This window comes from Bradyrhizobium sp. SZCCHNRI1009 (assembly GCF_032487575.1).
Classification (GTDB): Bacteria; Pseudomonadota; Alphaproteobacteria; order Rhizobiales; family Xanthobacteraceae; genus Bradyrhizobium.
Genome location: NZ_JAUEUL010000001.1, coordinates 453,071 through 471,840, shown reverse-complemented (window position 1 = coordinate 471,840; position 18,770 = coordinate 453,071). Strand labels below are relative to the sequence as shown.

The 18,770-nt window shown below is 65.8% G+C and carries 14 protein-coding genes; 5 read left to right on the top strand and 9 right to left on the bottom strand.

The window, feature by feature from the left end; all coding sequences use genetic code 11:
- Window positions 1–5 precede the first annotated feature (5 nt).
- On the bottom strand, window positions 6–1,862 hold the full coding sequence (locus tag QX010_RS02185; protein ID WP_316177315.1) for an ABC transporter ATP-binding protein/permease: 1,857 nt from the start codon (window positions 1,860–1,862) through the stop codon (window positions 6–8).
- A gap of 223 nt (window positions 1,863–2,085) precedes the next feature.
- Between QX010_RS02185 and rpmE the strand changes: the two genes are divergently transcribed.
- Window positions 2,086–2,313: a 50S ribosomal protein L31 gene (gene rpmE / locus QX010_RS02180; RefSeq protein ID WP_012046762.1), complete on the top strand. Its 228-nt coding sequence runs from the start codon at window positions 2,086–2,088 to the stop codon at window positions 2,311–2,313.
- A gap of 158 nt (window positions 2,314–2,471) precedes the next feature.
- Here rpmE and QX010_RS02175 read toward each other — a convergent pair whose 3' ends face one another.
- A complete protein-coding gene (locus QX010_RS02175) occupies window positions 2,472–2,984 on the bottom strand; it encodes a DUF1465 family protein (RefSeq protein WP_315804767.1) in 513 nt (170 codons plus the stop codon).
- Between the two features lie 614 nt (window positions 2,985–3,598).
- Complete coding sequence (locus QX010_RS02170; protein ID WP_315713892.1) at window positions 3,599–3,790, bottom strand: DUF1192 domain-containing protein; 192 nt, start codon at window positions 3,788–3,790, stop codon at window positions 3,599–3,601.
- An 86-nt stretch (window positions 3,791–3,876) separates the two neighbouring features.
- On the opposite strand from QX010_RS02170, the gene QX010_RS02165 reads away from it, so the two are divergent.
- Window positions 3,877–4,875: an NAD(P)H-quinone oxidoreductase gene (locus tag QX010_RS02165; protein WP_316177314.1), complete on the top strand. Its 999-nt coding sequence runs from the start codon at window positions 3,877–3,879 to the stop codon at window positions 4,873–4,875.
- Window positions 4,876–5,044: 169 nt separating this feature from the next.
- Complete coding sequence (locus QX010_RS02160; RefSeq protein WP_316177313.1) at window positions 5,045–7,924, top strand: EAL domain-containing protein; 2,880 nt, start codon at window positions 5,045–5,047, stop codon at window positions 7,922–7,924.
- Window positions 7,925–8,088: 164 nt separating this feature from the next.
- On the opposite strand, the gene QX010_RS02155 is transcribed toward QX010_RS02160, so the two are convergent.
- A complete protein-coding gene (locus QX010_RS02155) occupies window positions 8,089–8,568 on the bottom strand; it encodes a MarR family winged helix-turn-helix transcriptional regulator (protein WP_316177312.1) in 480 nt (159 codons plus the stop codon).
- A gap of 300 nt (window positions 8,569–8,868) precedes the next feature.
- Between QX010_RS02155 and QX010_RS02150 the strand changes: the two genes are divergently transcribed.
- Window positions 8,869–10,725 carry a feruloyl-CoA synthase gene (locus tag QX010_RS02150; protein ID WP_316177311.1) on the top strand — a complete coding sequence of 619 codons (1,857 nt, stop codon included), beginning with the start codon at window positions 8,869–8,871 and terminating at the stop codon, window positions 10,723–10,725.
- A 165-nt stretch (window positions 10,726–10,890) separates the two neighbouring features.
- Window positions 10,891–12,876, top strand: coding sequence for a cache domain-containing protein (locus tag QX010_RS02145; RefSeq protein ID WP_316177310.1), 1,986 nt, complete (start codon window positions 10,891–10,893; stop codon window positions 12,874–12,876).
- 16 nt (window positions 12,877–12,892) lie between these two features.
- On the opposite strand, the gene QX010_RS02140 is transcribed toward QX010_RS02145, so the two are convergent.
- The 5 genes from QX010_RS02140 to QX010_RS02120 are packed head-to-tail and all read right to left on the bottom strand — an operon-like array spanning window position 12,893 to window position 18,589.
- Entirely contained in the window at window positions 12,893–13,891 is a 999-nt protein-coding gene (locus QX010_RS02140) for a dipeptide ABC transporter ATP-binding protein (protein WP_315804761.1), read from the bottom strand.
- A complete protein-coding gene (locus QX010_RS02135) occupies window positions 13,891–14,889 on the bottom strand; it encodes an ABC transporter ATP-binding protein (protein ID WP_315804760.1) in 999 nt (332 codons plus the stop codon). The genes QX010_RS02140 and QX010_RS02135 overlap by 1 nt, the downstream gene beginning before the upstream one ends.
- A complete protein-coding gene (locus QX010_RS02130; RefSeq protein WP_316177309.1) occupies window positions 14,889–15,830 on the bottom strand; it encodes an ABC transporter permease in 942 nt (313 codons plus the stop codon). Before QX010_RS02130 ends, QX010_RS02135 begins: the two co-directional genes overlap by 1 nt.
- Window positions 15,796–16,755: an ABC transporter permease gene (locus QX010_RS02125; protein ID WP_316177308.1), complete on the bottom strand. Its 960-nt coding sequence runs from the start codon at window positions 16,753–16,755 to the stop codon at window positions 15,796–15,798. Before QX010_RS02125 ends, QX010_RS02130 begins: the two co-directional genes overlap by 35 nt.
- 40 nt (window positions 16,756–16,795) lie before the next feature.
- The gene (locus QX010_RS02120; protein WP_316177307.1) at window positions 16,796–18,589 is read right to left on the bottom strand and encodes a peptide ABC transporter substrate-binding protein; all 1,794 of its coding nucleotides are present in this window, start codon (window positions 18,587–18,589) and stop codon (window positions 16,796–16,798) included.
- Window positions 18,590–18,770 lie beyond the last annotated feature (181 nt).

Genomic DNA, 18,770 nt, shown 5'->3' with positions numbered 1-18,770 from the left:
CGAAACTACACGCCCTCGAACTGCAACCGCGCCAGCCGCGCATAGAGGCCGTTGGCCGCAACCAGCGACGTGTGCGTGCCCTGCTCGACGATGCGGCCGCGGTCCATGACCAGGATGCGGTCGCAGGACAGCACCGTCGCAAGACGATGCGCGATCACCAGCGTGGTCCGGTCCTTCATCAGCCCCTCGAGCGCGGTCTGCACCAGCGTCTCGCTCTCGGCGTCGAGTGCAGAGGTCGCCTCGTCGAGCAGCAGCAGCGGCGCATCGCGCAGGATGGCGCGCGCGATCGCGATGCGCTGGCGCTGGCCGCCCGAGAGCGTGACGCCGCGCTCGCCGAGCGAGGTGTCGAAGCCATCCGGCAAGCGGCGGATGAATTCGCTGGCATGAGCGAGATCGGCGGCGCGCTCGACCTCGGCGTCGGTCGCCTCGGGCCGGCCGAAGCGGATGTTCTCGCGCGCGCTTGTCGCGAACACCACGGATTCCTGCGGCACCAGCGCGATGCGCTCGCGCATCCTGCGCGGATCGGCCGCGCGCACCGGCACGCCGTCGCACGAGATCGAGCCGGAGGCGGGATCGTAGAAGCGCAGCAGAAGATGGAACAGCGTGCTCTTGCCGGCGCCGGAGGGGCCGACGATCGCGACCTTCTCGCCGGCGCTGATCGCAAACGAGACGTCATCGAGGACGCGGACGTCGGGGCGGCTCGGATAGGCGAAGCTCACGTGGTCGAAGCCGAGGTCGCCGCGCGCCGGCTCCGGCATCGGGCGCGGCTGCGCGGGCGCCGTGATCTCCGGCTGCACATGCAACAGCTCGAACAGCCGCTCGGCCGCGCCGGAGGCTGCCGACACTTCGCCCCAGACCTCCGAGAGCTGGCCGAGACCGGCGGCGGCAAAGGCCGCGTAGAGCACGAACTGACCGAGCCGGCCGGCGCTGATCGCGCCGGTCAACACGTCGTGCGAGCCGACCCAGAGGATCGCGACCACGCTGGAGAAGACGATGAAAATGATGATCGCGGTGAGCACGCCGCGCGCCTGGGTCGAGACCCGCGCCGCCTCGTAGGCCTGCTCGACCTCGCCGCCGAAACGCGCCGCAGCGAGCTTCTCGCTGGTATAGGCCTGCACGGTCCTGATCGAACCGATCAGCTCGGACGCATAGGCCGAGGCGTCGGCGAGCGTGTCCTGGGCGTTGCGCGACAGCCGCCGGACCCAGCGCCCGAACGCCACCAGCGGCAGCACGATCAGCGGGATCGCCAGCAGCACGAAGCCGGACAGCTTCGGGCTCGTGATCACCATCATCGCGGTGGCGCCGATGAACAGCAGCAGATTGCGCAGCGCGATCGACACGGAGGCGCCCGCCGCCGATTTGATCTGGGTGGTGTCGGCGGTGAGCCGCGACACCAGCTCGCCGGAGCGGGCGGAATCGAAGAAGGACGGTGACAGCGACATCAGATGCGCGAACACGTCGCGCCGGAGATCGGCGACGATGCGCTCGCCGATCGTCATGACGAGGTAGTAGCGGGCGGCGCTTGCCAACGCGAGCACCGCCACGACGGCGATCATGACGCTGAAATAGCTGTTGATCAGCTCGATGCCCTTCGGCGTGAAGCCGAAATCGATCATGCGGCGGACCGCGATCGGCACCAGCAAGGTGGTCAGGGCCGCCACCGTCAGCGCGATCAGCGCCAGGAAGGCGCGGCCGCGATAGCGCAGGACATAGGGAGACAGCGCCAGCAGCGGGCGCAGCTTCGAGCGCCGCACAGGGCTTGCCGGCTCCGCCAATGCCTCGACGGCCGCAACGGCATCTCCGACCGGATCCTGCCCTGGGGCAGCGCCCTGCCGTTCGTCAAGCCGTTCCACTGCGCTCATGGGCCACCTGAGAATTCTTCCAAATACCGATCTGCCGTCCTGATAGGCCTGCCGGGCCGGGCTTGGCAAATCCGGAAACGTACCAAGGTGTTCAACCGCGACCTTGGCTTGTTTTGGGCAGAACCTTGGGCTATAGAGCCGGCCAATTGTCCCCCTTCAGTGACGACAGGATCAGGCGCGGCCGCGCCGCATCATGTCCTCGCATCGTGCCGCAGGATCAGCCATGAAAGCCGACATTCACCCGAATTATCATACGATTACGGTCGTGATGACCGATGGCACCGAGTACCAGACGCGCTCGACCTGGGGCAAAGAGGGCGACAAGCTCAACCTCGACATCGACCCCAAGTCGCACCCGGCCTGGACCGGCGGCACCCAGCAGATCATGGATCGCGGCGGCCGCGTCTCGCGCTTCCAGAAGAAGTTCCAGGGCTTCCTCAAGAAGGATTGATCCTTCCTGGGCCCTCGGCACCGGCCATCCTGGCCTGCGCCCATGGACAGCTCACAGCAAAACGCCCCCGGACACGGGGGCGTTTTTGTTTCTGGGCTGGACGCAACGAGACCTCCGGGTGAGGCGAGCGGCCCGGCAGGGCCGCCCGATGCCGCGGCCTACTGCTCGAACGCAGCCTTCAGCCGATTGAGATGCGGCACCAGCGGATTGCCGATCGCGCTCTGGTCCGGCGGCGGGGAATGAATGGTCGAGTCGAGGCGGCGGACCCGCACCTGAAGGCTCATCGAGCGCGAGATCAGACTCTGCAGCTGCTGCGGCAGCTTCTCCAGCAGATCATCCGGCCCGGGATCTGCGGCGGTCAGCTTGACCTTGGTCTTCTCGCGGTTGGCCTGGCTCAGGGTCATCTCGCCCTCCTTCACCGCACGGTGCAGGAGCAGCCAGGACGCCAGCTGCATCAGGCGGGTGGTGAGGCGCATGCTCTCGGTGGCGTAGGTCAGGCTGACGGCGCGGTCGAGCGCCTTGGCCTCGTTGCGGCCGTCGCCATCGAGATAGGCGGCGGTCTCCTCGACCAGATCCATGCCTTCCCGGAACAGCGCGCCGAATGCAGCAGAATTGGTGAGCCGCTCGTTGAACTGAACCAGAGCGCCATCGCTCAGCAAACGGTCCGACATGGTTAACGCCTCTTAAACGCGACTGTTTACGCAACCCGGCAACGGCGCCGGTATGATGAACAAATCATTGCGCGGCCGGTTTCGAGAGTCCAGCAGCAACGCCTTTTATGGTTTCCACGGCGTGGGCCATGCCGTGCCCTCGTACCATTTGCGACTGCAACACGGCCGTTTCAGGCCGAGTCGCACGATCAGCTCAACTAGCAACCATGATCACGGCAATAGTTTGCAGTCGTCGAACCGGGATCGTCACGCCCGCCGCGGCGCACAGAATTTTCGCGCGTAACCTGCTGGCGACCGAAGACCGGCACGGGCGCAATGAGCGGGCACGACGATCGTTCCACGACCGCCCGCCTGCGGGTGGGAGGGCGCGCCACGGGCGCCCGCCCGGTTCGCCGGGCTTGGCGAGCGCGCAAAAAAAGAGCCGCCGTTTCCGGCGGCTTTGAAGTTGATAACAGGGAGGCGTCAAACAGAGTGGACAGGAGCCACTCGGTGTCCAAACGAGGACGGTTCCGGTTGTAAACGCGAAAGCTTAATCAACCGTAAATGGCGAAAATTTTTCAATCTTCGTTAGCCATGTCGGCCACTGGCCGACCGTGTTTCCACGGCCGCGAGGTTCACGACTTGAAGATGCTGGCGGCGGCATCACGCGAGGCGCGCTTTTTCGCCACCGCCTGTTCGATGCGCTCGATCTCGGCGCGGAGCAGCGCCACCCGGCTGGTCAGTTCCTCGACCGACAGCATCGACAGATCCTGCCCGATCTCGTGCGAAACGGCCTTGCGCGGCCGATCGTCGTCCTCGTTGGCCATCTCAACCTCCTCCCGGTTGCCAGCCATGCCCCGGCTGGCTTAAGCACGCGGCAGCACCGCTTTCAGCCCCTGCCGAAGGATTTCTCATGGAACAGCTGCCCGCGCAAATGACCGTGGTCGCCATCAGCCAGCCGGGCGGGCCCGAGGTGCTCAAGCCGGAAACCCGGCCCGTGCCCAAGCCCGGCCCCGGCGAGATCCTGATCAAGGTGAAGGCCGCCGGCGTCAACCGTCCCGACGTTGCCCAGCGCTCCGGCAGCTATCCGCCGCCGCCGGGCGCCAGCGACCTGCCGGGGCTGGAAGTGGCCGGGGAGGTCGTGGCGCTCGGCGAGGGCGCCGTCCGGCACAAGCTCGGCGACACGGTGATGTCCCTGGTCGCCGGCGGCGGCTATGCGCAATACTGCATCGCACAAGATGCGCAGGCGATGGCGGTCCCCTCCTCGCTCTCCATCCTGGAAGCCGGCGCCCTGCCCGAGACCCTGATGACGGTCTGGCACAACGTGTTCGAGCGCGGCGGTCTGAAGGCCGGCGAGACCCTGCTGATCCATGGCGGCTCCTCCGGCATCGGCACCATGGCGATCCAGCTCGCCACGGCGTTCGGCGCCAAGGTGCTGGTCACTGTCGGCTCGCAGGACAAGGCCGACGCCTGCGTGAAGCTCGGCGCCACCAGAGCCATCAACTACAAGACGGAGGACTTCGTCGCCGTGGTCAAGGAGGCGACCGGCGGCAAGGGCGCCGACGTCATCCTGGACATGGTCGGCGGCGACTACATCGAGCGCAACTACGACGCCGCGGCCACCGATGGCCGCATCGTCCAGATCGCCTTCCTCGCCAGCCCCAAGGCGTCGGTGAATTTCGTCAAGCTGATGGTGAAGCGCCTGACCCATACCGGATCCACGCTGCGCCCGCGCAGCAACGCCGACAAGGCGGCGATGGTGGCGGCGATCGAGGCCAAGGTGATGCCGTTCCTGCGCGAGGGCCGCATTAAGCCGCTGATGGACTCGACCTTTCCACTCGTGGACGCAGCGAAAGCGCATGCACGCATGGAGACCAGCCAACATATTGGCAAAATTGTGTTGGAAATCTAGGCGCAGTCTAAACAGAGCGTGTTTGGAAACTCTTTGATTCTCCTCGCTTTCGTGCCAATGATCGCGCACATCTGAACCGTGCCTGGAACGGCTCCAATTTGCCCGGCGACGACCTCTTTCGATTTGGCTTGTTTCGCTTTGGATTGGTGTCGAACGCGGAGATTTGACATTGCGTCTGATCAGGTGCCTCGCGTCGTTGGCGACGCTGGGCCTCGTGATGTGTGGTGCCGCTGCCCCCGCTCAGGCCGTTGACGCCGTCAGCGTTCGCAGCGACGCGCCTGCGATCGACCTCACGGGCATCCTCGATCATCAGCGCAGCGAGAACGACCGCATCCAGGTCTCGACCGCGCCCGGCACCGACGGCATCGTCCGCCGCATCGAGGTGCGGGCCCGCGAGGGTGGCCAGAACTGGATCGTATTCGCGCTGGCCAACAACACCGACGACCAACTCGACCGCCTGATCGTGGCACCGCACTACCGCGTGGTCGGCTCCGGCGTGTTGTGGCCCGATCTCGGGCTGTCGCGCATCGCCACCATCACGCCCTCGGTCGGCGACCTGCCGGAGCGGCAGGAGAGCCCGACCGCCGACGTCTTCCGCGTCACCCTCGATCCCGGCTCGGTCGTCACCTTCGTGGCCGAGCTGCGCACCGACAAGCTGCCGCAGCTCTATCTGTGGGAGCCCGAGGCCTACAAGGACAAGGTCAACTCGTTCACGCTGTACCAGGGCATCGTGATCGGCATCTCCGGACTTCTCGCGCTGGTGCTGACGATCCTGTTCGTGGTCAAGGGCAGCATCATGTTTCCGGCGGCCGCGGCGCTGGCCTGGGCGGTGCTGGTCTATATCGGCGTCGACTTCGGCTTCTGGGGCAAGGTCCTGGACATGTCGAACAATGCCGAGCGCGTCTGGCGCGCGGCGGGCGAGGCGATCCTCGCCGCGACCCTGCTGGTGTTCCTGTTCGCCTATCTCAACCTGTCGCGCTGGCACGTTCGCTACTCGCACATCACGCTGGGCTGGCTGTTCTTCCTCGGGTCGCTGGTCGCGGTGGCGCTGTTCGACCCGGCGGTGGCCTCGGGCATCGCGCGCATGTCGTTGCTCTTGATCGCCGTGCTCGGCTTTGCGCTGATCGTCTATCTCTCCAGCCACGGCTTCGACCGCGCGGTGCTGCTGATCCCGACCTGGTTCCTGCTCACGGTGTGGGTCGCCGCCGCCGGCATGACGGTCGCGGGCCAGGTCACCAACGACATCGTCGGTCCGGCCCTGCTCGGCGGCCTGGTGCTGATCGTGATGCTGATCGGCTTCACGGTGATGCAGCACGCCTTCGCCGGCGGCGGCGCCACCACCGGCATCGTCTCCGACGTCGAACGCCGCGCGCTGGCGCTGGCCGGCTCCGGCGACCTGATCTGGGACTGGGACGTCTCCGCCGACAAGGTGTTCACCAGCCCGGAGACCGAGAGCCTGCTCGGCCTCAAGCGCGGCACGCTCGAAGGCCCGGCCGCCAAATGGCTCGAGGTGCTGCATCCCCTCGATCAGGACCGCTTCCGCGCCGCGCTCGACAGTGTCCTCGACCAGCGCCGCGGCCGCCTGGTGCAGGACTTCCGGCTGCGCACGCCCGACGGCCATTTCATGTGGTTCGCGCTGAAGGCGCGCCCCGTGGTCGGCTCCGACGGCGAGGTCTCGCGCGTGGTCGGCACCTTGACGGACGTGACCGAGTTCAAGAATGCCGAGGAGCGCCTACTCCACGATTCCGTGCACGACAATCTGACCGGCCTGCCCAACCGCAAGCTGTTCATCGATCGTCTTGCCGCCGTCGCCAATTTCGCCAAGTCGATGCCGGCCATGCGGCCGACCCTGATGGTGATCGATCTCGACCGCTTCAAGCAGGTCAACGACTCCGTCGGCATCGCGGTCGGCGATTCCATCCTGCTGACCCTGGCGCGGCGGCTGTCGCGCATCCTCAAGCCCCAGGACACGCTGGCGCGGCTGGCCGGCGATCAGTTCGGCCTGATCCTCTTGTCGGAGCAGGACCCCGCCCGCATCACCGCGTTCGCCGAGACCATCCGCAAGACCATCCGCGCGCCGATCGCCTTCAACGAGCGCGAGATCTTCCTGACCGCCTCGATCGGGCTCGCACTGTCCGATCCGCAGACGCAGCTGTCGGAGGACATCATCAAGGATGCCGAGCTTGCGATGTATCACTCCAAGCGCATCGGCGGCGACCGCATCGACGTCTACAAGCCGGCGATGCGCGCGCGCAAGAACGACCGCCTGACCCTGGAGAGCGAGCTGCGCCGCTCGATCGAGCGCCAGGAGATCACGATCCTGTACCAGCCGATCGTGCGGCTGGAGGATCGCTCGGTCGCCGGCTTCGAGGCGCTCGCGCGCTGGGATCACCCCAAGCTCGGCCGGATGTCGCCGATCGAGTTCATCACCATCGCGGAAGAAATCGGCCTGATCGTCGATCTCGGCACCTTCGTGCTCGACCAGACCGCGCGGCAGCTCTCGGTGTGGCAGCGCGCAACGCGGCTGCGCGAGCCGATCTTCGCCAGCGTCAACGTCTCCTCGCGCCAGCTGCTCCGCCACGACCTGATCCACGACATCCGCTCGGTGCTGGCGCGCTCGTCGGTGGCACGCGGCTCGCTCAAGATCGAGCTGACGGAATCGCTCGTGATGGAAAACCCCGAGCACGCCGCGCAGATGCTGGCGCGCATCCGCGAGCTCGGCGTCGGCCTGTCGATCGACGATTTCGGCACCGGCCATTCGTCGCTGGCCTATCTGCAGCGCTTCCCGTTCGATACCTTGAAGATCGATCAGTCGTTCGTGCGCACCACGGCGCGCGGCACCCGTCCCGTGATCCTCAAATCGATCATCGCGCTGGCGCACGACCTCGGCATGGACGTGGTGGCCGAAGGCGCGGAGACCGACTCCGATGCCGTCGAGCTCTACCAGCTCGGCTGCGAATACGCGCAAGGATATGCCTTCGGCGAGCCGATGGATGCCGACGCCGCGATGCGGCTGCTGACCGAAGAGCGGCTGGAAGCGGCGAGCTGAGGGCCGCTATGGGTCCGGGACGGCAACAGCCTCAGGATGTATCTTTCCTTTTGCCTCGTTTGAGGTAGAGTTACCACGGTACCGCGTAAAGGGTGCCGTGTGAGTGATGACCGATGCGTGCTTGCGGGGCAGAAGGCTCGCGACATGGCCCGTTCGCGACGAGCCTAGTCCGTCTCGAACTGCGACAGCGCCGTGAGCGCGCGGCGATAATTGTCGGCACCGAGCCGGCGTGCCACCCGCTTCTCGTGCGCGGCGACGAGTGCATTGGCCTTCTTCAGGATCAGGCGGCCACGCGGCGTCAGCCCGAGCGCATGGGCCCTGCGGTCGTGCTCGGAGCGTTCGCGCACGATCAGGCCGGCCTGCTGCAGGTCGTCGAGCAGCGCGACCATGCGCGCGCGCTCGATGCCCAGCGCGCCGGCGATCGCGATCTGCGCGGCGCCGGGATTGGCGGCGATCGTCTCCAGGATCGAATAGAGGATGACGTCGAGGTCGATCGTTGCGAGCGCGGCGTTGACGTCGCGGAAGATCCAGTGCTGCAGGCGGCGGACGAAATAGCCGAGATGGTTCTCGAGCTCACCGAGACCGATCCCGGACTCCCGGCTGGTTGCGTCTCGCTGCGCTCCGGCGCTCGCGCTCTTGGGCATGCTGGCTCGCTGACATGAAGCATCCCTGCCTAGACCGATGCCGTCGCCAGGGCAAGCCGCCCCAATTGGTCACATCCACAATAATTGCAAAGTACAACCATTCTGTTAGTCTCGCGCTCAACGACTACACCATGGGAGGGAAACGCATGCCGTCAAAGACGACGACGGCTGCCTGCATTGCGACCGCAATGCGGCGGCAGATGGCACCCGATCGCGGCGCCTGCCGCGCGGCATCCTCCCTCCCCGCCTCCTCCCGCATTGCGGCTTCCGCGATCACGTCCCGCAGCCCGGAGACACGCCATGGCTGATGCAGAACGCCGCGCCTCCGAGCCTGCGATGTTCGCCGAGCCGTCGATCGAGGCTGTCAGGCGCGACGACGGCACGATCATCCTGCGCTCGCGCATGCCGCTGCAGCCGGCCGCGCGCTGCACCGGCGAATGGCTGGAGCATTGGGGCCGCCATTTCCCGGATCGCACGTTCCTGGCCGAACGCCGTGGCGACAACTGGACCTGGCTCACCTACGGCGAAACATTGATGCAGGTCCGCGCCGCCGCGGCCTGGATGCTCGCCCAGGGCCTGGGTCCCGAGCGTCCGCTCGCGATCCTCTCCGACAACAGCATCGCCCATGCCGTGCTGGCGCTCGCCGCGCAACATGTCGGTGTCCCCGTCTGCGCGATCTCGCCGGCCTATTCGCTGATGTCGACGGATCACGAGAAGCTGCGTGCGATGATCCGTCTGCTCGATCCAGGCGCCATCTTCGTCGCGCAGCGCGAGCCGTTCGCGCGCGCGCTCGCGGCCATCGACGGCCTGCACCGGGCAACGATCATCGCCGGCGATGGCGATGGAACGAGCGCGGTGCCGCTGCAGACCCTGCTCGCGACGAAGCCAGGCGCCGAGGTCGACCGCGCCTTCGCCGCGGTCACGCCGGACACGGTGGCCAAGCTGCTGTTCACCTCGGGCTCGACCGGGCAGCCGAAAGCGGTGATCAACACGCACCGGATGCTGACCATGAGCCAGCAGGCCAAGGCGCAGCTATGGACGTTCCTGCGCGAGGTCGAGGGCGGCCCCGTCATCGTCGACTGGCTGCCATGGAGTCACACCTTCGGCGCCAACCACAATTTCAACCTGGTGCTGAGCCACGGCGGGTCGATCTACATCGACAGCGGCAAGCCGGCGCCCGGCCTGTTCGAGACGTCGCTCGCCAATCTACGCAGCCTGGTGCCGACGATCTATTTCAACGTCCCGCGCGGCTTCGACATGCTGGTCGCCGCACTCGGGGCCGATGACGATCTGCGCCGCAGATTTTTCTCCGGCGTGAGGTGCATCCTCTATGCGGCCGCGGCCCTGCCGCAAAATCTGTGGGATGCGCTCAATGAGATGAGCCGGGCCACGATCGGCCGTCCTGCACCGCTGGTGTCGGCGTGGGGCGCCACCGAGACATCGCCGCTCGCGACCGACTGCCACTTCTTCGCCGAGCGCGCCGGCAACATCGGCGTGCCCATCCCCGGCACCGAGCTCAAGCTGGTGCCGACCGGCGAGAAGCTCGAAGTCCGCGTGCGCGGGCCGAACGTGATGCCGGGCTATTGGAAGGCGCCCGAGCTCACGGCCGCGGCTTTCGACGAGGAGGGCTTCTACAAGATCGGCGACGCCGTGAAGCTCGCCGATCCCGAACATCCGGAGCGCGGCTTGTTCTTCGACGGCCGCATCACCGAGGATTTCAAGCTGAGCTCCGGGACATGGGTGAACGTCGGCGCGCTACGCGTCGCCGGCATCGCGGCGCTGGCACCATTGGCGCAGGATATCGTGATCGCCGGCCACGGCACCGACGAGGTGCACTTTCTCGTCGTGCCCAACATCGCAGCGTGCCGCAGCGCTGCTGGGCTGGCCGAGACGGTCCCGGCCAGCGACGTTCTGGCGCATCCGTCGGTGCGCACCGCCATCGCGCGAGGATTGGCCAGGCTTCGCACTGAGGCGGTCGGCTCGTCGCGCTATGCGAGCCGTGCGCTGTTGATGGCGGAGCCGCCCTTGCTCGATGCCGGCGAGATCACCGACAAGGGCTATATCAACCAGCGCGCGGTGCTCAGCCGCCGCGCCGATCTGGTCGCACGACTGAAGGATGAAACCGCGACCGAGCTGATCAGGCCCGACATGTCCTGATCCGGAACTACACGACTACTCGACTCACTCACAAAATGTCGCACGTATAATTACGGAAACGCCTCGCGAATACGGCAATTAGCTACCAGTCACACTTAACCGGGCATCAACTGCGAATCCTTAAAATGGCTTGCATCTAGCTCCCTCATTTGTCCGGACCGCCCCATGGCCAAGCCGCGTTTCTCTCTCGCCCTCCGCATCTACGCGATCATCGGCCTGTCATTCTGTGGACTGGTCGGGCTCGCCGCAACGCAGAGCCAGAACCTCGAGACCGCTCTCAAGGATCAGCGGCAGAGCGAGCTGAGCCATCTGGCACAGACGGCAGTCAGCATCGCCCGCGAGGAATATGACGCGATCGCGCGCGACAAGGTGGCGCCCGAGGTCGCGCAGAAGAAGGCGGCCGAGCGAATCGGCAAGCTGCGCTACGGCAGCGGCGACTATTTCTGGATCAACGACATGGGTCCGAAGATGGTCATGCATCCGATCAAGCCGGAGCTGAATGGCCAGAACCTCGCTGACAACAAGGACCCGACCGGCAAGCGGCTGTTCGTCGAAATGGTCGATGTCGTCAAGCGTCAGGGCGCCGGCGTCGTCGACTACATGTGGCCGAAGCCCGGCAAGGATGCGCCGCAGCCGAAGATGTCCTATGTCGCCGGCTTCGAGCCCTGGGGCTGGATCATCGGCACCGGTGTCTATGTCGACGATCTCGAAGCCCAGATGTGGGAGAGCAAGCGCAGCGTGTTCATTGCCGCCATGCTGGTGATGCTGATCATCGGATCGATCACGCTGATCATCGCGCGGCGGATGTCATCGGCGCTGGCCGCGATGAGCGGCGCGCTGACCGAGCTCGGCAACGGAAACTTCGACATCAAGCTGCCGGGTCAGAACCGCAGCGACGAGCTCGGCGACATGGCGCGCTCGATCGAGCAGTTCAGGCAGAAGACCGAGGAGAAGGCGCGGCAGACCGCGATGCTCGAAGACGAGCAGCGCCAGGTCGCCGAGCGCATCAAGACCAGGGCGCTGCAGGAGATGGCCGAAGCCGTCGAGCAGGCCGCCAGCAACGCGGTCGGCGAGGTCGCGCAGGGAACCGGCCACATGGCCGACAATGCCAAGTCGATGACCGACAGCGCACTGACGCTGGAGCGCAACTCGAGCAGCGTTGCGGCGGCGGCCGAGCAGGCCCTCGCCACCACCCAGACGGTCGCCAAGGCGTCCGCCCAGCTCGCCGCCTCGATCTCGCAGATCTCCGGCCAGGTCAGTTCGTCGCGCGAGCTCACGCGCAAGGCCGTGGCCGCCTCGTCCGACGCGCAGGCCACCATCGCCAAGCTGTCCGAGGCCGCCGACAAGGTCGGCGCCGTGACCAGCCTGATCAGCGAGATCGCCGGCCAGACCAATCTGCTGGCGCTGAACGCCACCATCGAGGCCGCCCGGGCCGGCGATGCCGGCCGCGGCTTTGCCGTCGTCGCCTCCGAGGTCAAATCGCTCGCCGAGCAGACCGCCAAGGCGACCAGCGAGATCGCGCAGCAGATTGCAGAGATTCAGGACTCGACGCGCGCCTCGGTCACCTCGATCGGGGCGATCGGCGAAGTCATCCGCAACGTCGAAGCCGTATCCTCCGGCATTGCCGACGCGATCCAGGCGCAGAACAGCGTGACCATCGAGATCTCGCGCACGGTCGAGGAGACGTCCGCCGCCGCGCGCGAGGTCGCCAGCCAAATCGCCGAGGTCTCGCGCGAGGCCAGCGAGGCCGGCCGGCGCTCGACCGACATCCGCGACGGCTCGACCGTTGTCGCCGACAAGGTGCAGCGGCTGCGCACCGAGCTGGTGCGGGTGATCCGGACCTCGACGGCCGACGTCGACCGCCGGCTGTCGACGCGGCTCAACATCAACCGTGCCGGCACGCTGCAGGTGAACGGCGAAGCGGTCGCCGTCACCGTGCGCAACCTCTCGCTCGGGGGCGCCCTGCTCGAAGCCGTTCCGGTTCGTCTGGCGATGAATGCGTCGGTGACGCTTGCCATCACCGGCATGGTGTCCGATCTGCCGGGCACCGTGACCCGCGTCGGCGACCGCACCGCGCTGGTGCAGTTCGCGCTGAACCCGGAGCAATCGGCGCGGCTGACGGCGCTGGTCTCGGACCGTCAGGCGGCGTAACGCGCCGACCTCCGCCTCAGCGGAAATGGCAGGCGACGAGATGCCCCTCGGCGCTCGCCTTCAATGGCGGCACTTCCTTGCTGCAGACGTCCTTGGCGATCGGGCAGCGGGTGTGAAAGTGACAGCCCGACGGCGGATTGATCGGGCTCGGCACCTCGCCCTTGAGCCGCACGCGCTTGCGCTTGATGCTCGGGTCCGGGATCGGCACTGCCGACAACAGCGCTTCCGTGTAGGGATGTTTCGGCGCCGAATAGAGCTGGCGTGACGGCGCGGTCTCGACGATGCGGCCGAGATACATCACCGCGACGCGGCGGCTGATGTGCTCGACGACCGAGAGGTCGTGCGCGACGAACAGATAGGCGATGCCGAACTTCTGCTGCAGATCCTCGAGCAGGTTGATGACCTGGGCCTGGATCGAAACGTCGAGCGCCGACACCGGCTCGTCGCAGATGATCAGCTTGGGCTCGACAGCGATCGCACGCGCAATGCCGATGCGCTGTCGCTGGCCGCCGGAGAACTCGTGCGGATAACGCGTCATGTGGTCGGCCTGCAGGCCGACGGTCTCCAAGAGATGAACGATGCGCGCCTCGTATTGCTGGCGCGAGGTCGCCAGCCCGTGGATCGTCAGCGCCTCGCCGATGATGGCGCCGATGGTCATGCGCGGGTTGAGCGAGGCATAGGGGTCCTGGAAGATGATCTGGATGTCGCGGCGGAGCGCGCGCAGGCCTTCGCCGGACAGCGCGATGACGTCCTTGCCTTCGAAATTCAGCTCGCCCGAGCTCGGCTCGATCAGCCTGAGCACGCAGCGCCCGGTGGTCGACTTGCCGCAGCCGGACTCGCCGACGAGGCCGAAGGTCTCGCTCGGCTCGATGTGGAAGTTGACGCCGTCCACCGCGCGCACGCTGCCGATCTGGCGCTTCAAGAGCCCACCCCGGATCGGGAACGCCTTGGTGAGGTTGCGTACGCTGAGCAGAGGCGCGGGTGCGGCGGGCGTGGCAATCGCAGCTTCGGTCATCACAGTAACGTCTCTTCGGCGCGGATGCACGCCACCTTGTGGCCGGGCTCGATCTCGCGCAGCAGAGGCTGCGCGGTCCTGCAATCGGGAATGGCGAAGCGGCAGCGCGAGGCGAAGCGGCAGCCCTCCGGCGGATTGACCAGCTTCGGCACGCTGCCGGGAATGCTCTCCAGCCGGCTCTTCCTGACCGCGTCGAGATCGATGCGCGGGATCGAGCGGATCAGGCCCTGCGTGTAGGGATGGCGCGGATTGGCGAACAGACGATCGACCGGCGCCTCCTCGGCCACCCGGCCGGCATACATCACCACGACGCGCTGGGCGACCTCGGCGACGACGCCCATCGCGTGGGTGATCAGCATGATCGACATGCCGAGCCGCTCCTTCATGTCGAGCAGCAGATCGAGGATCTGCGCCTGGATCGTGACGTCGAGCGCGGTGGTCGGCTCGTCGGCGATCAGGAGCTTCGGGTTGCACGACAGCGCCATCGCGATCATCACCCGCTGGCGCATGCCGCCGGAGAAGTGATGCGGATAATCGTGCACGCGGGCTTTCGGATTGGGGATCTGCACCAGCGCCAGCATCTCCGCCGCCCGATCCATCGCCGCCTTCTTGGACAGGCCCTGATGCAGCCGGATCACCTCCGCGATCTGATCGCCGACGGTGTAGACCGGGTTGAGCGAGGTCATCGGCTCCTGGAACACGATCGCGATCTCGCTGGCGCGGATCTTGTTCATCTCGGACGAGCCGAGCGACACCAGGTCACGACCCTGCCACAGGATCTGGCCCCCGGCGATGCGGCCGGGCGGCATCGCGATCAGCTTCAGCACCGACATCGCGGTGACGGTCTTGCCGGAGCCGGACTCGCCGACCACGCACAGGGTCTCGCCGCTGCCGATCGAGATGTCGACGCCGTCGACGGCCTGGACCTCGCCCTCGTCGGTGTTGAAATAGGTCTTCAGCCCCTTGATCTCGAGCAGCGGAGCTACGCGCGCGTCCATCACATCACCTTCCGCGGATCGAGCGCATCGCGCAGGCCATCGCCGATGAAGTTGATCGCGATGACCGTGAGGAAGATCGCGCCGCCGGCGAACAGCGCCCAATGCGGCGCGATGTCGAGATAGTCCTTGGCGTCGAACAGCAGCCGGCCCCAGGTCGGAATGTCCGGCGGGAAGCCGAGACCGAGGAACGACAACGTCGATTCCGCGATGATCGCCGCCGCGACGTCGATCGTGCCGGCGACGATCACGGGTCCCAGCGCGTTCGGCAGGATGTGACGGACGACGAGACGGGCGTTGGAGGCGCCGAGCGCGCGCGCGGCCTCGACGAACTCCTTCTCGCGCAGCGACAGGAACTGCGCGCGCACCAGACGCGCCACCGGCATCCAGCGGAAGCCGCCGATCACGAGCACGATCAGGACGAAGGTGCCGCCCTCCGGCCCGACGAGGCCCTTCAGCAGGTCGCGGAACAGATAGATCACGAGCAGCAGCAACGGCAGCTGCGGCAGCGACAGGAACAGGTCGGTCAGCCACATCAGCGCGGCATCGACCGGCCCCTTGGAGTTGCCGGCAATGGCGCCGATGACGACGCCGACGAACAGGCCGACCGCCATCGCCGCAAAGCCGACCGCGAGCGAGATGCGGCCGCCATAGATCATGCGGGCGAGAAGATCCTGGCCGAGATCATCGGTGCCGAACGGATGGTCCCAGGACGGCGCCGCGAGCCGCGCGGTGAAATCGATCTCGTTGATCGGCACGCGCCAGATCCACGGGCCAACGACGATCGCGAGCGCCAGCAGCGCCAGCACGACGATGCTGACAGCCGCGAGGCGATGGCGCAGGAAGCGCCTGACCGCATCTCGTCCGGGCGAGAAGCGGCGTTTCGTCGAAGCCGGCGCGAGCGGCGTCTCAACGGAAGGAGATGCGTGGGTCAAGCCAGCCATACAGGATATCGGCGATAAGGTTGAATAGGACGACGAGGCAGGCGAACACGAAGGTCACCGCCATGATGACGGGCGTATCGTTCGCGAGGATCGCGCTGATCAGGAGCGAGCCGATGCCGGGAATGCGGAATATCTGCTCGGTGACGATGGCGCCGCCGAACACAGTCGGCATCTGCAGCGCCACCAGCGTCACCACCGGAATCAGCGCGTTGCGCACCACGTGCTTGACAATGACCTTGCTCTCGTCGAGCCCCTTGGAGCGCGCCGTCGTGACGTAATCGAGCTTGATGACGTCGAGCACGGCCGAACGCACGTAGCGCGTATACGACGCGGCCTGGTAGAGGCCGAGCACGGTAACCGGCATCACCGCCTGCTTGAAGTTTTCCCACCACCACATCCAGCCCGTGGCCTGGATGTCGGCACGATAGACGAATGGCAGCCAGCCGAGATTGACGCTGAAGATCAGGATCAGCAGCAGCCCGGTAAAAAAGGTCGGCAGCGAGAAGCCGATGAAGGCGAAGGTGTTGGCGATCTGGTCGAAGATCGAATAGGGCCGGCGTGCTGCAAGCACGCCGACCGGAATCGCCACGATCAGCGCGAGGAGCTGAGCGGTTCCGACCACGTAGAGCGTAGCCGGAATGCGCTGCAGGATCAGTGTGTCGACGTTGACGCGGCTGGCGAAGGAGAAGCCCCAGTCGCCATGCATCATCGCAATCAGCCAGTGGAAGTAGCGCACCATGATCGGGTCATCCATGCCGAACTTGACGCGCAGCGCCTCGCGGACCTCCGGGGGAATGTTCGGGTTGCTCGCGAGCTCGCCGAACGGATCGCCCGGTGCGAGCGCCAGCAGCACGAACAGGATGACGCTGATGCCGAGCAGGCTCGGCACCGCGACGATGAGGCGCCTGAGGAGGTAGTTTCCCATCGCTCAGCCTCTAGGATGTCTAATCATGCTGGTGGCGCAATCAGGTCTCGCGATACCAGTTGGCGATCTGCCAGAGATCGTTGTCCCAACCGCTCTTGTTAGCGACCATCCCGTTCTTCAACCCGATGCAGTTGCGGCGATTGATCTCGGGCAGGATGTAATTGTCCTGAACGACGAGATCGTTGAGCTTAATGAACAGCGCCGCGCGCTTGACCGGGTCGAGCTCGCTCGAGGCCTGCTTGTAGGTCTCGTCGTATTCCTTGTTCTGCCAGCGCGAGACATTGCGGCCCTGCCACTTGTTCTCCTTGTTCGAGACCTCCCATGAGGTGAACTGGTTCATGAAGAACTGCGGATCCGCCTGCGGCATGGTGGTCTGGTACATCTCCATGTCGCAGTAGAAATGGGTGTAGGTGTCGGGGTTGGCCGCGTCGGAGGAGAAGAACACCGACGCGACGACCGATTTCAGCTCGACCTCGATGCCCGCCTTCTGAAAAGCCTGCTTGATGATCGCCTGGTTCTTCTGGCGCGGCGCGTTGATCGACGTCTGGAATACCAGCTTGATCGGCTTGCCGTCCTTTTCGCGAATGCCGGACGAGTTCTTCTTCCAGCCCGCCTCCTCCAGGATCTGATTGGCCTTGTCGATGTTGAACTCGAACTTGTTGTTCGGCGAGCGGAAGCGCTCGGGATTGTTGAGGAAGTTGGGCGTCGCGACGCCAGCGCGCCCGTAGATGAACTTCTGCACCGAGGCGCGATCGATCAACAGGTTGATCGCCTTACGGACGGCCGGATCGGAGAACACCGGATGCTTGGTCTTGATGCTCGCGCGCTCGCCGTCGACCTCGGTCCAGGGATCGGTGACGTTGAGCGCGATATATTCGATGTGACCGGTCACCGTGAGCTGCGCCTTGCCCTGGCCGCCGGCCTCCAGCTTGGTCAGGATCTCGTCCTCGACCTGGAGATTGTAGGCGTAGTCGTATTCACCGGTCTGCAGCACCGCGCGTGCCGCCGACACCGCGTCGCCGCCGCCCTTGACCTCGACCGTGTCGAAATAGGGTCGGTTTTCCTGATGATAATCGGGGTTGCGCTTGGCGGAGATGGAATCGCCGGGCTTGAAATCGACGTAGACGTACGGGCCGGTGCCGACCGGCTTCAGATTTGCCGGCGCCTCACGCGACTTGCCGCCGATATAGTCGGCGAACAGATGCTTCGGAATCACCGGACCGTAGGCTGCGACGAAGGCATCCGCCCAGAACGGCGTCGGCTGCTTGAACGTCAGCTTGACAGTATGGTCGTCGATCTTCTCTGCCGATTTGATACCCCGGTAGCTGCCGATCGAAACCGCAGCGGTGTCGGGATTGACGGAATATTCCCAGTTGAAGATCACGTCGTCTGCGGTGAACGGCTTGCCGTCGTGCCATTTCACGCCCTGCTTCAGCTTCCAGGTGACCGACAGGCCGTCGGCGCCGAGCAGGCCGTTCTCCTTGCTCGGAATCTCGGCCGCGAGAATCGGCACGAGATTGCCGTCGGCGTCCCAGCCGGCGAGCGGCTCGTAGAACAGCCGGCAGGCCTCCTGATCCTTGGTGCCGTTGGCGAAGTGCGGGTTGAGCAAAGTCGGCGCCTGCCAGAACAGCAGCTTGAGCGGGCCGCCGCCGCCGGCCTTGGGCGGCTTGTATGCGATCGGCTCGGCGGCCATCGCAACGCCGGAATGGGCGAGCATCGCGCCGGCCATCGGCGCGGTCAGCCCCACGGCGATCATTCGCTGCACAAATTCGCGCCGTGACAGGCGTCCCGCTTTGACATCAGCGATCTGGCTACGGAGGTCACGCTCGTTCATTCATCGACTCCAAAGTGGTGCTGAATGCCAAAAAACGCGTCCCCGTCATGCATCGATCAGGAACTGCACAAAATTGGATCAGCCTTCGAAGCGACTGTCAAAGCAGAATCCGGGCCAATTCCGCAATAAAGAATGGATCGATTGTCGCACTTCGCAGATGCGGGAAGAATGACTGCCAGAG

What these genes read in the sequence shown, in the direction of transcription:
- QX010_RS02130 (WP_316177309.1), bottom strand. Translation starts at nt 15,830, where the DNA reads ATGGCTGGCTTGACCCACGCATCTCCTTCCGTTGAGACGCCGCTCGCG.
- QX010_RS02150 (WP_316177311.1), top strand. Translation starts at nt 8,869, where the DNA reads ATGGCTGATGCAGAACGCCGCGCCTCCGAGCCTGCGATGTTCGCCGAG.
- QX010_RS02175 (WP_315804767.1), bottom strand. Translation starts at nt 2,984, where the DNA reads ATGTCGGACCGTTTGCTGAGCGATGGCGCTCTGGTTCAGTTCAACGAG.
- QX010_RS02135 (WP_315804760.1), bottom strand. Translation starts at nt 14,889, where the DNA reads ATGGACGCGCGCGTAGCTCCGCTGCTCGAGATCAAGGGGCTGAAGACC.
- QX010_RS02125 (WP_316177308.1), bottom strand. Translation starts at nt 16,755, where the DNA reads ATGGGAAACTACCTCCTCAGGCGCCTCATCGTCGCGGTGCCGAGCCTG.
- rpmE (WP_012046762.1), top strand. Translation starts at nt 2,086, where the DNA reads ATGAAAGCCGACATTCACCCGAATTATCATACGATTACGGTCGTGATG.
- QX010_RS02145 (WP_316177310.1), top strand. Translation starts at nt 10,891, where the DNA reads ATGGCCAAGCCGCGTTTCTCTCTCGCCCTCCGCATCTACGCGATCATC.
- QX010_RS02120 (WP_316177307.1), bottom strand. Translation starts at nt 18,589, where the DNA reads ATGAACGAGCGTGACCTCCGTAGCCAGATCGCTGATGTCAAAGCGGGA.
- QX010_RS02165 (WP_316177314.1), top strand. Translation starts at nt 3,877, where the DNA reads ATGGAACAGCTGCCCGCGCAAATGACCGTGGTCGCCATCAGCCAGCCG.
- QX010_RS02185 (WP_316177315.1), bottom strand. Translation starts at nt 1,862, where the DNA reads ATGAGCGCAGTGGAACGGCTTGACGAACGGCAGGGCGCTGCCCCAGGG.
- QX010_RS02170 (WP_315713892.1), bottom strand. Translation starts at nt 3,790, where the DNA reads ATGGCCAACGAGGACGACGATCGGCCGCGCAAGGCCGTTTCGCACGAG.
- QX010_RS02155 (WP_316177312.1), bottom strand. Translation starts at nt 8,568, where the DNA reads ATGCCCAAGAGCGCGAGCGCCGGAGCGCAGCGAGACGCAACCAGCCGG.
- QX010_RS02140 (WP_315804761.1), bottom strand. Translation starts at nt 13,891, where the DNA reads ATGACCGAAGCTGCGATTGCCACGCCCGCCGCACCCGCGCCTCTGCTC.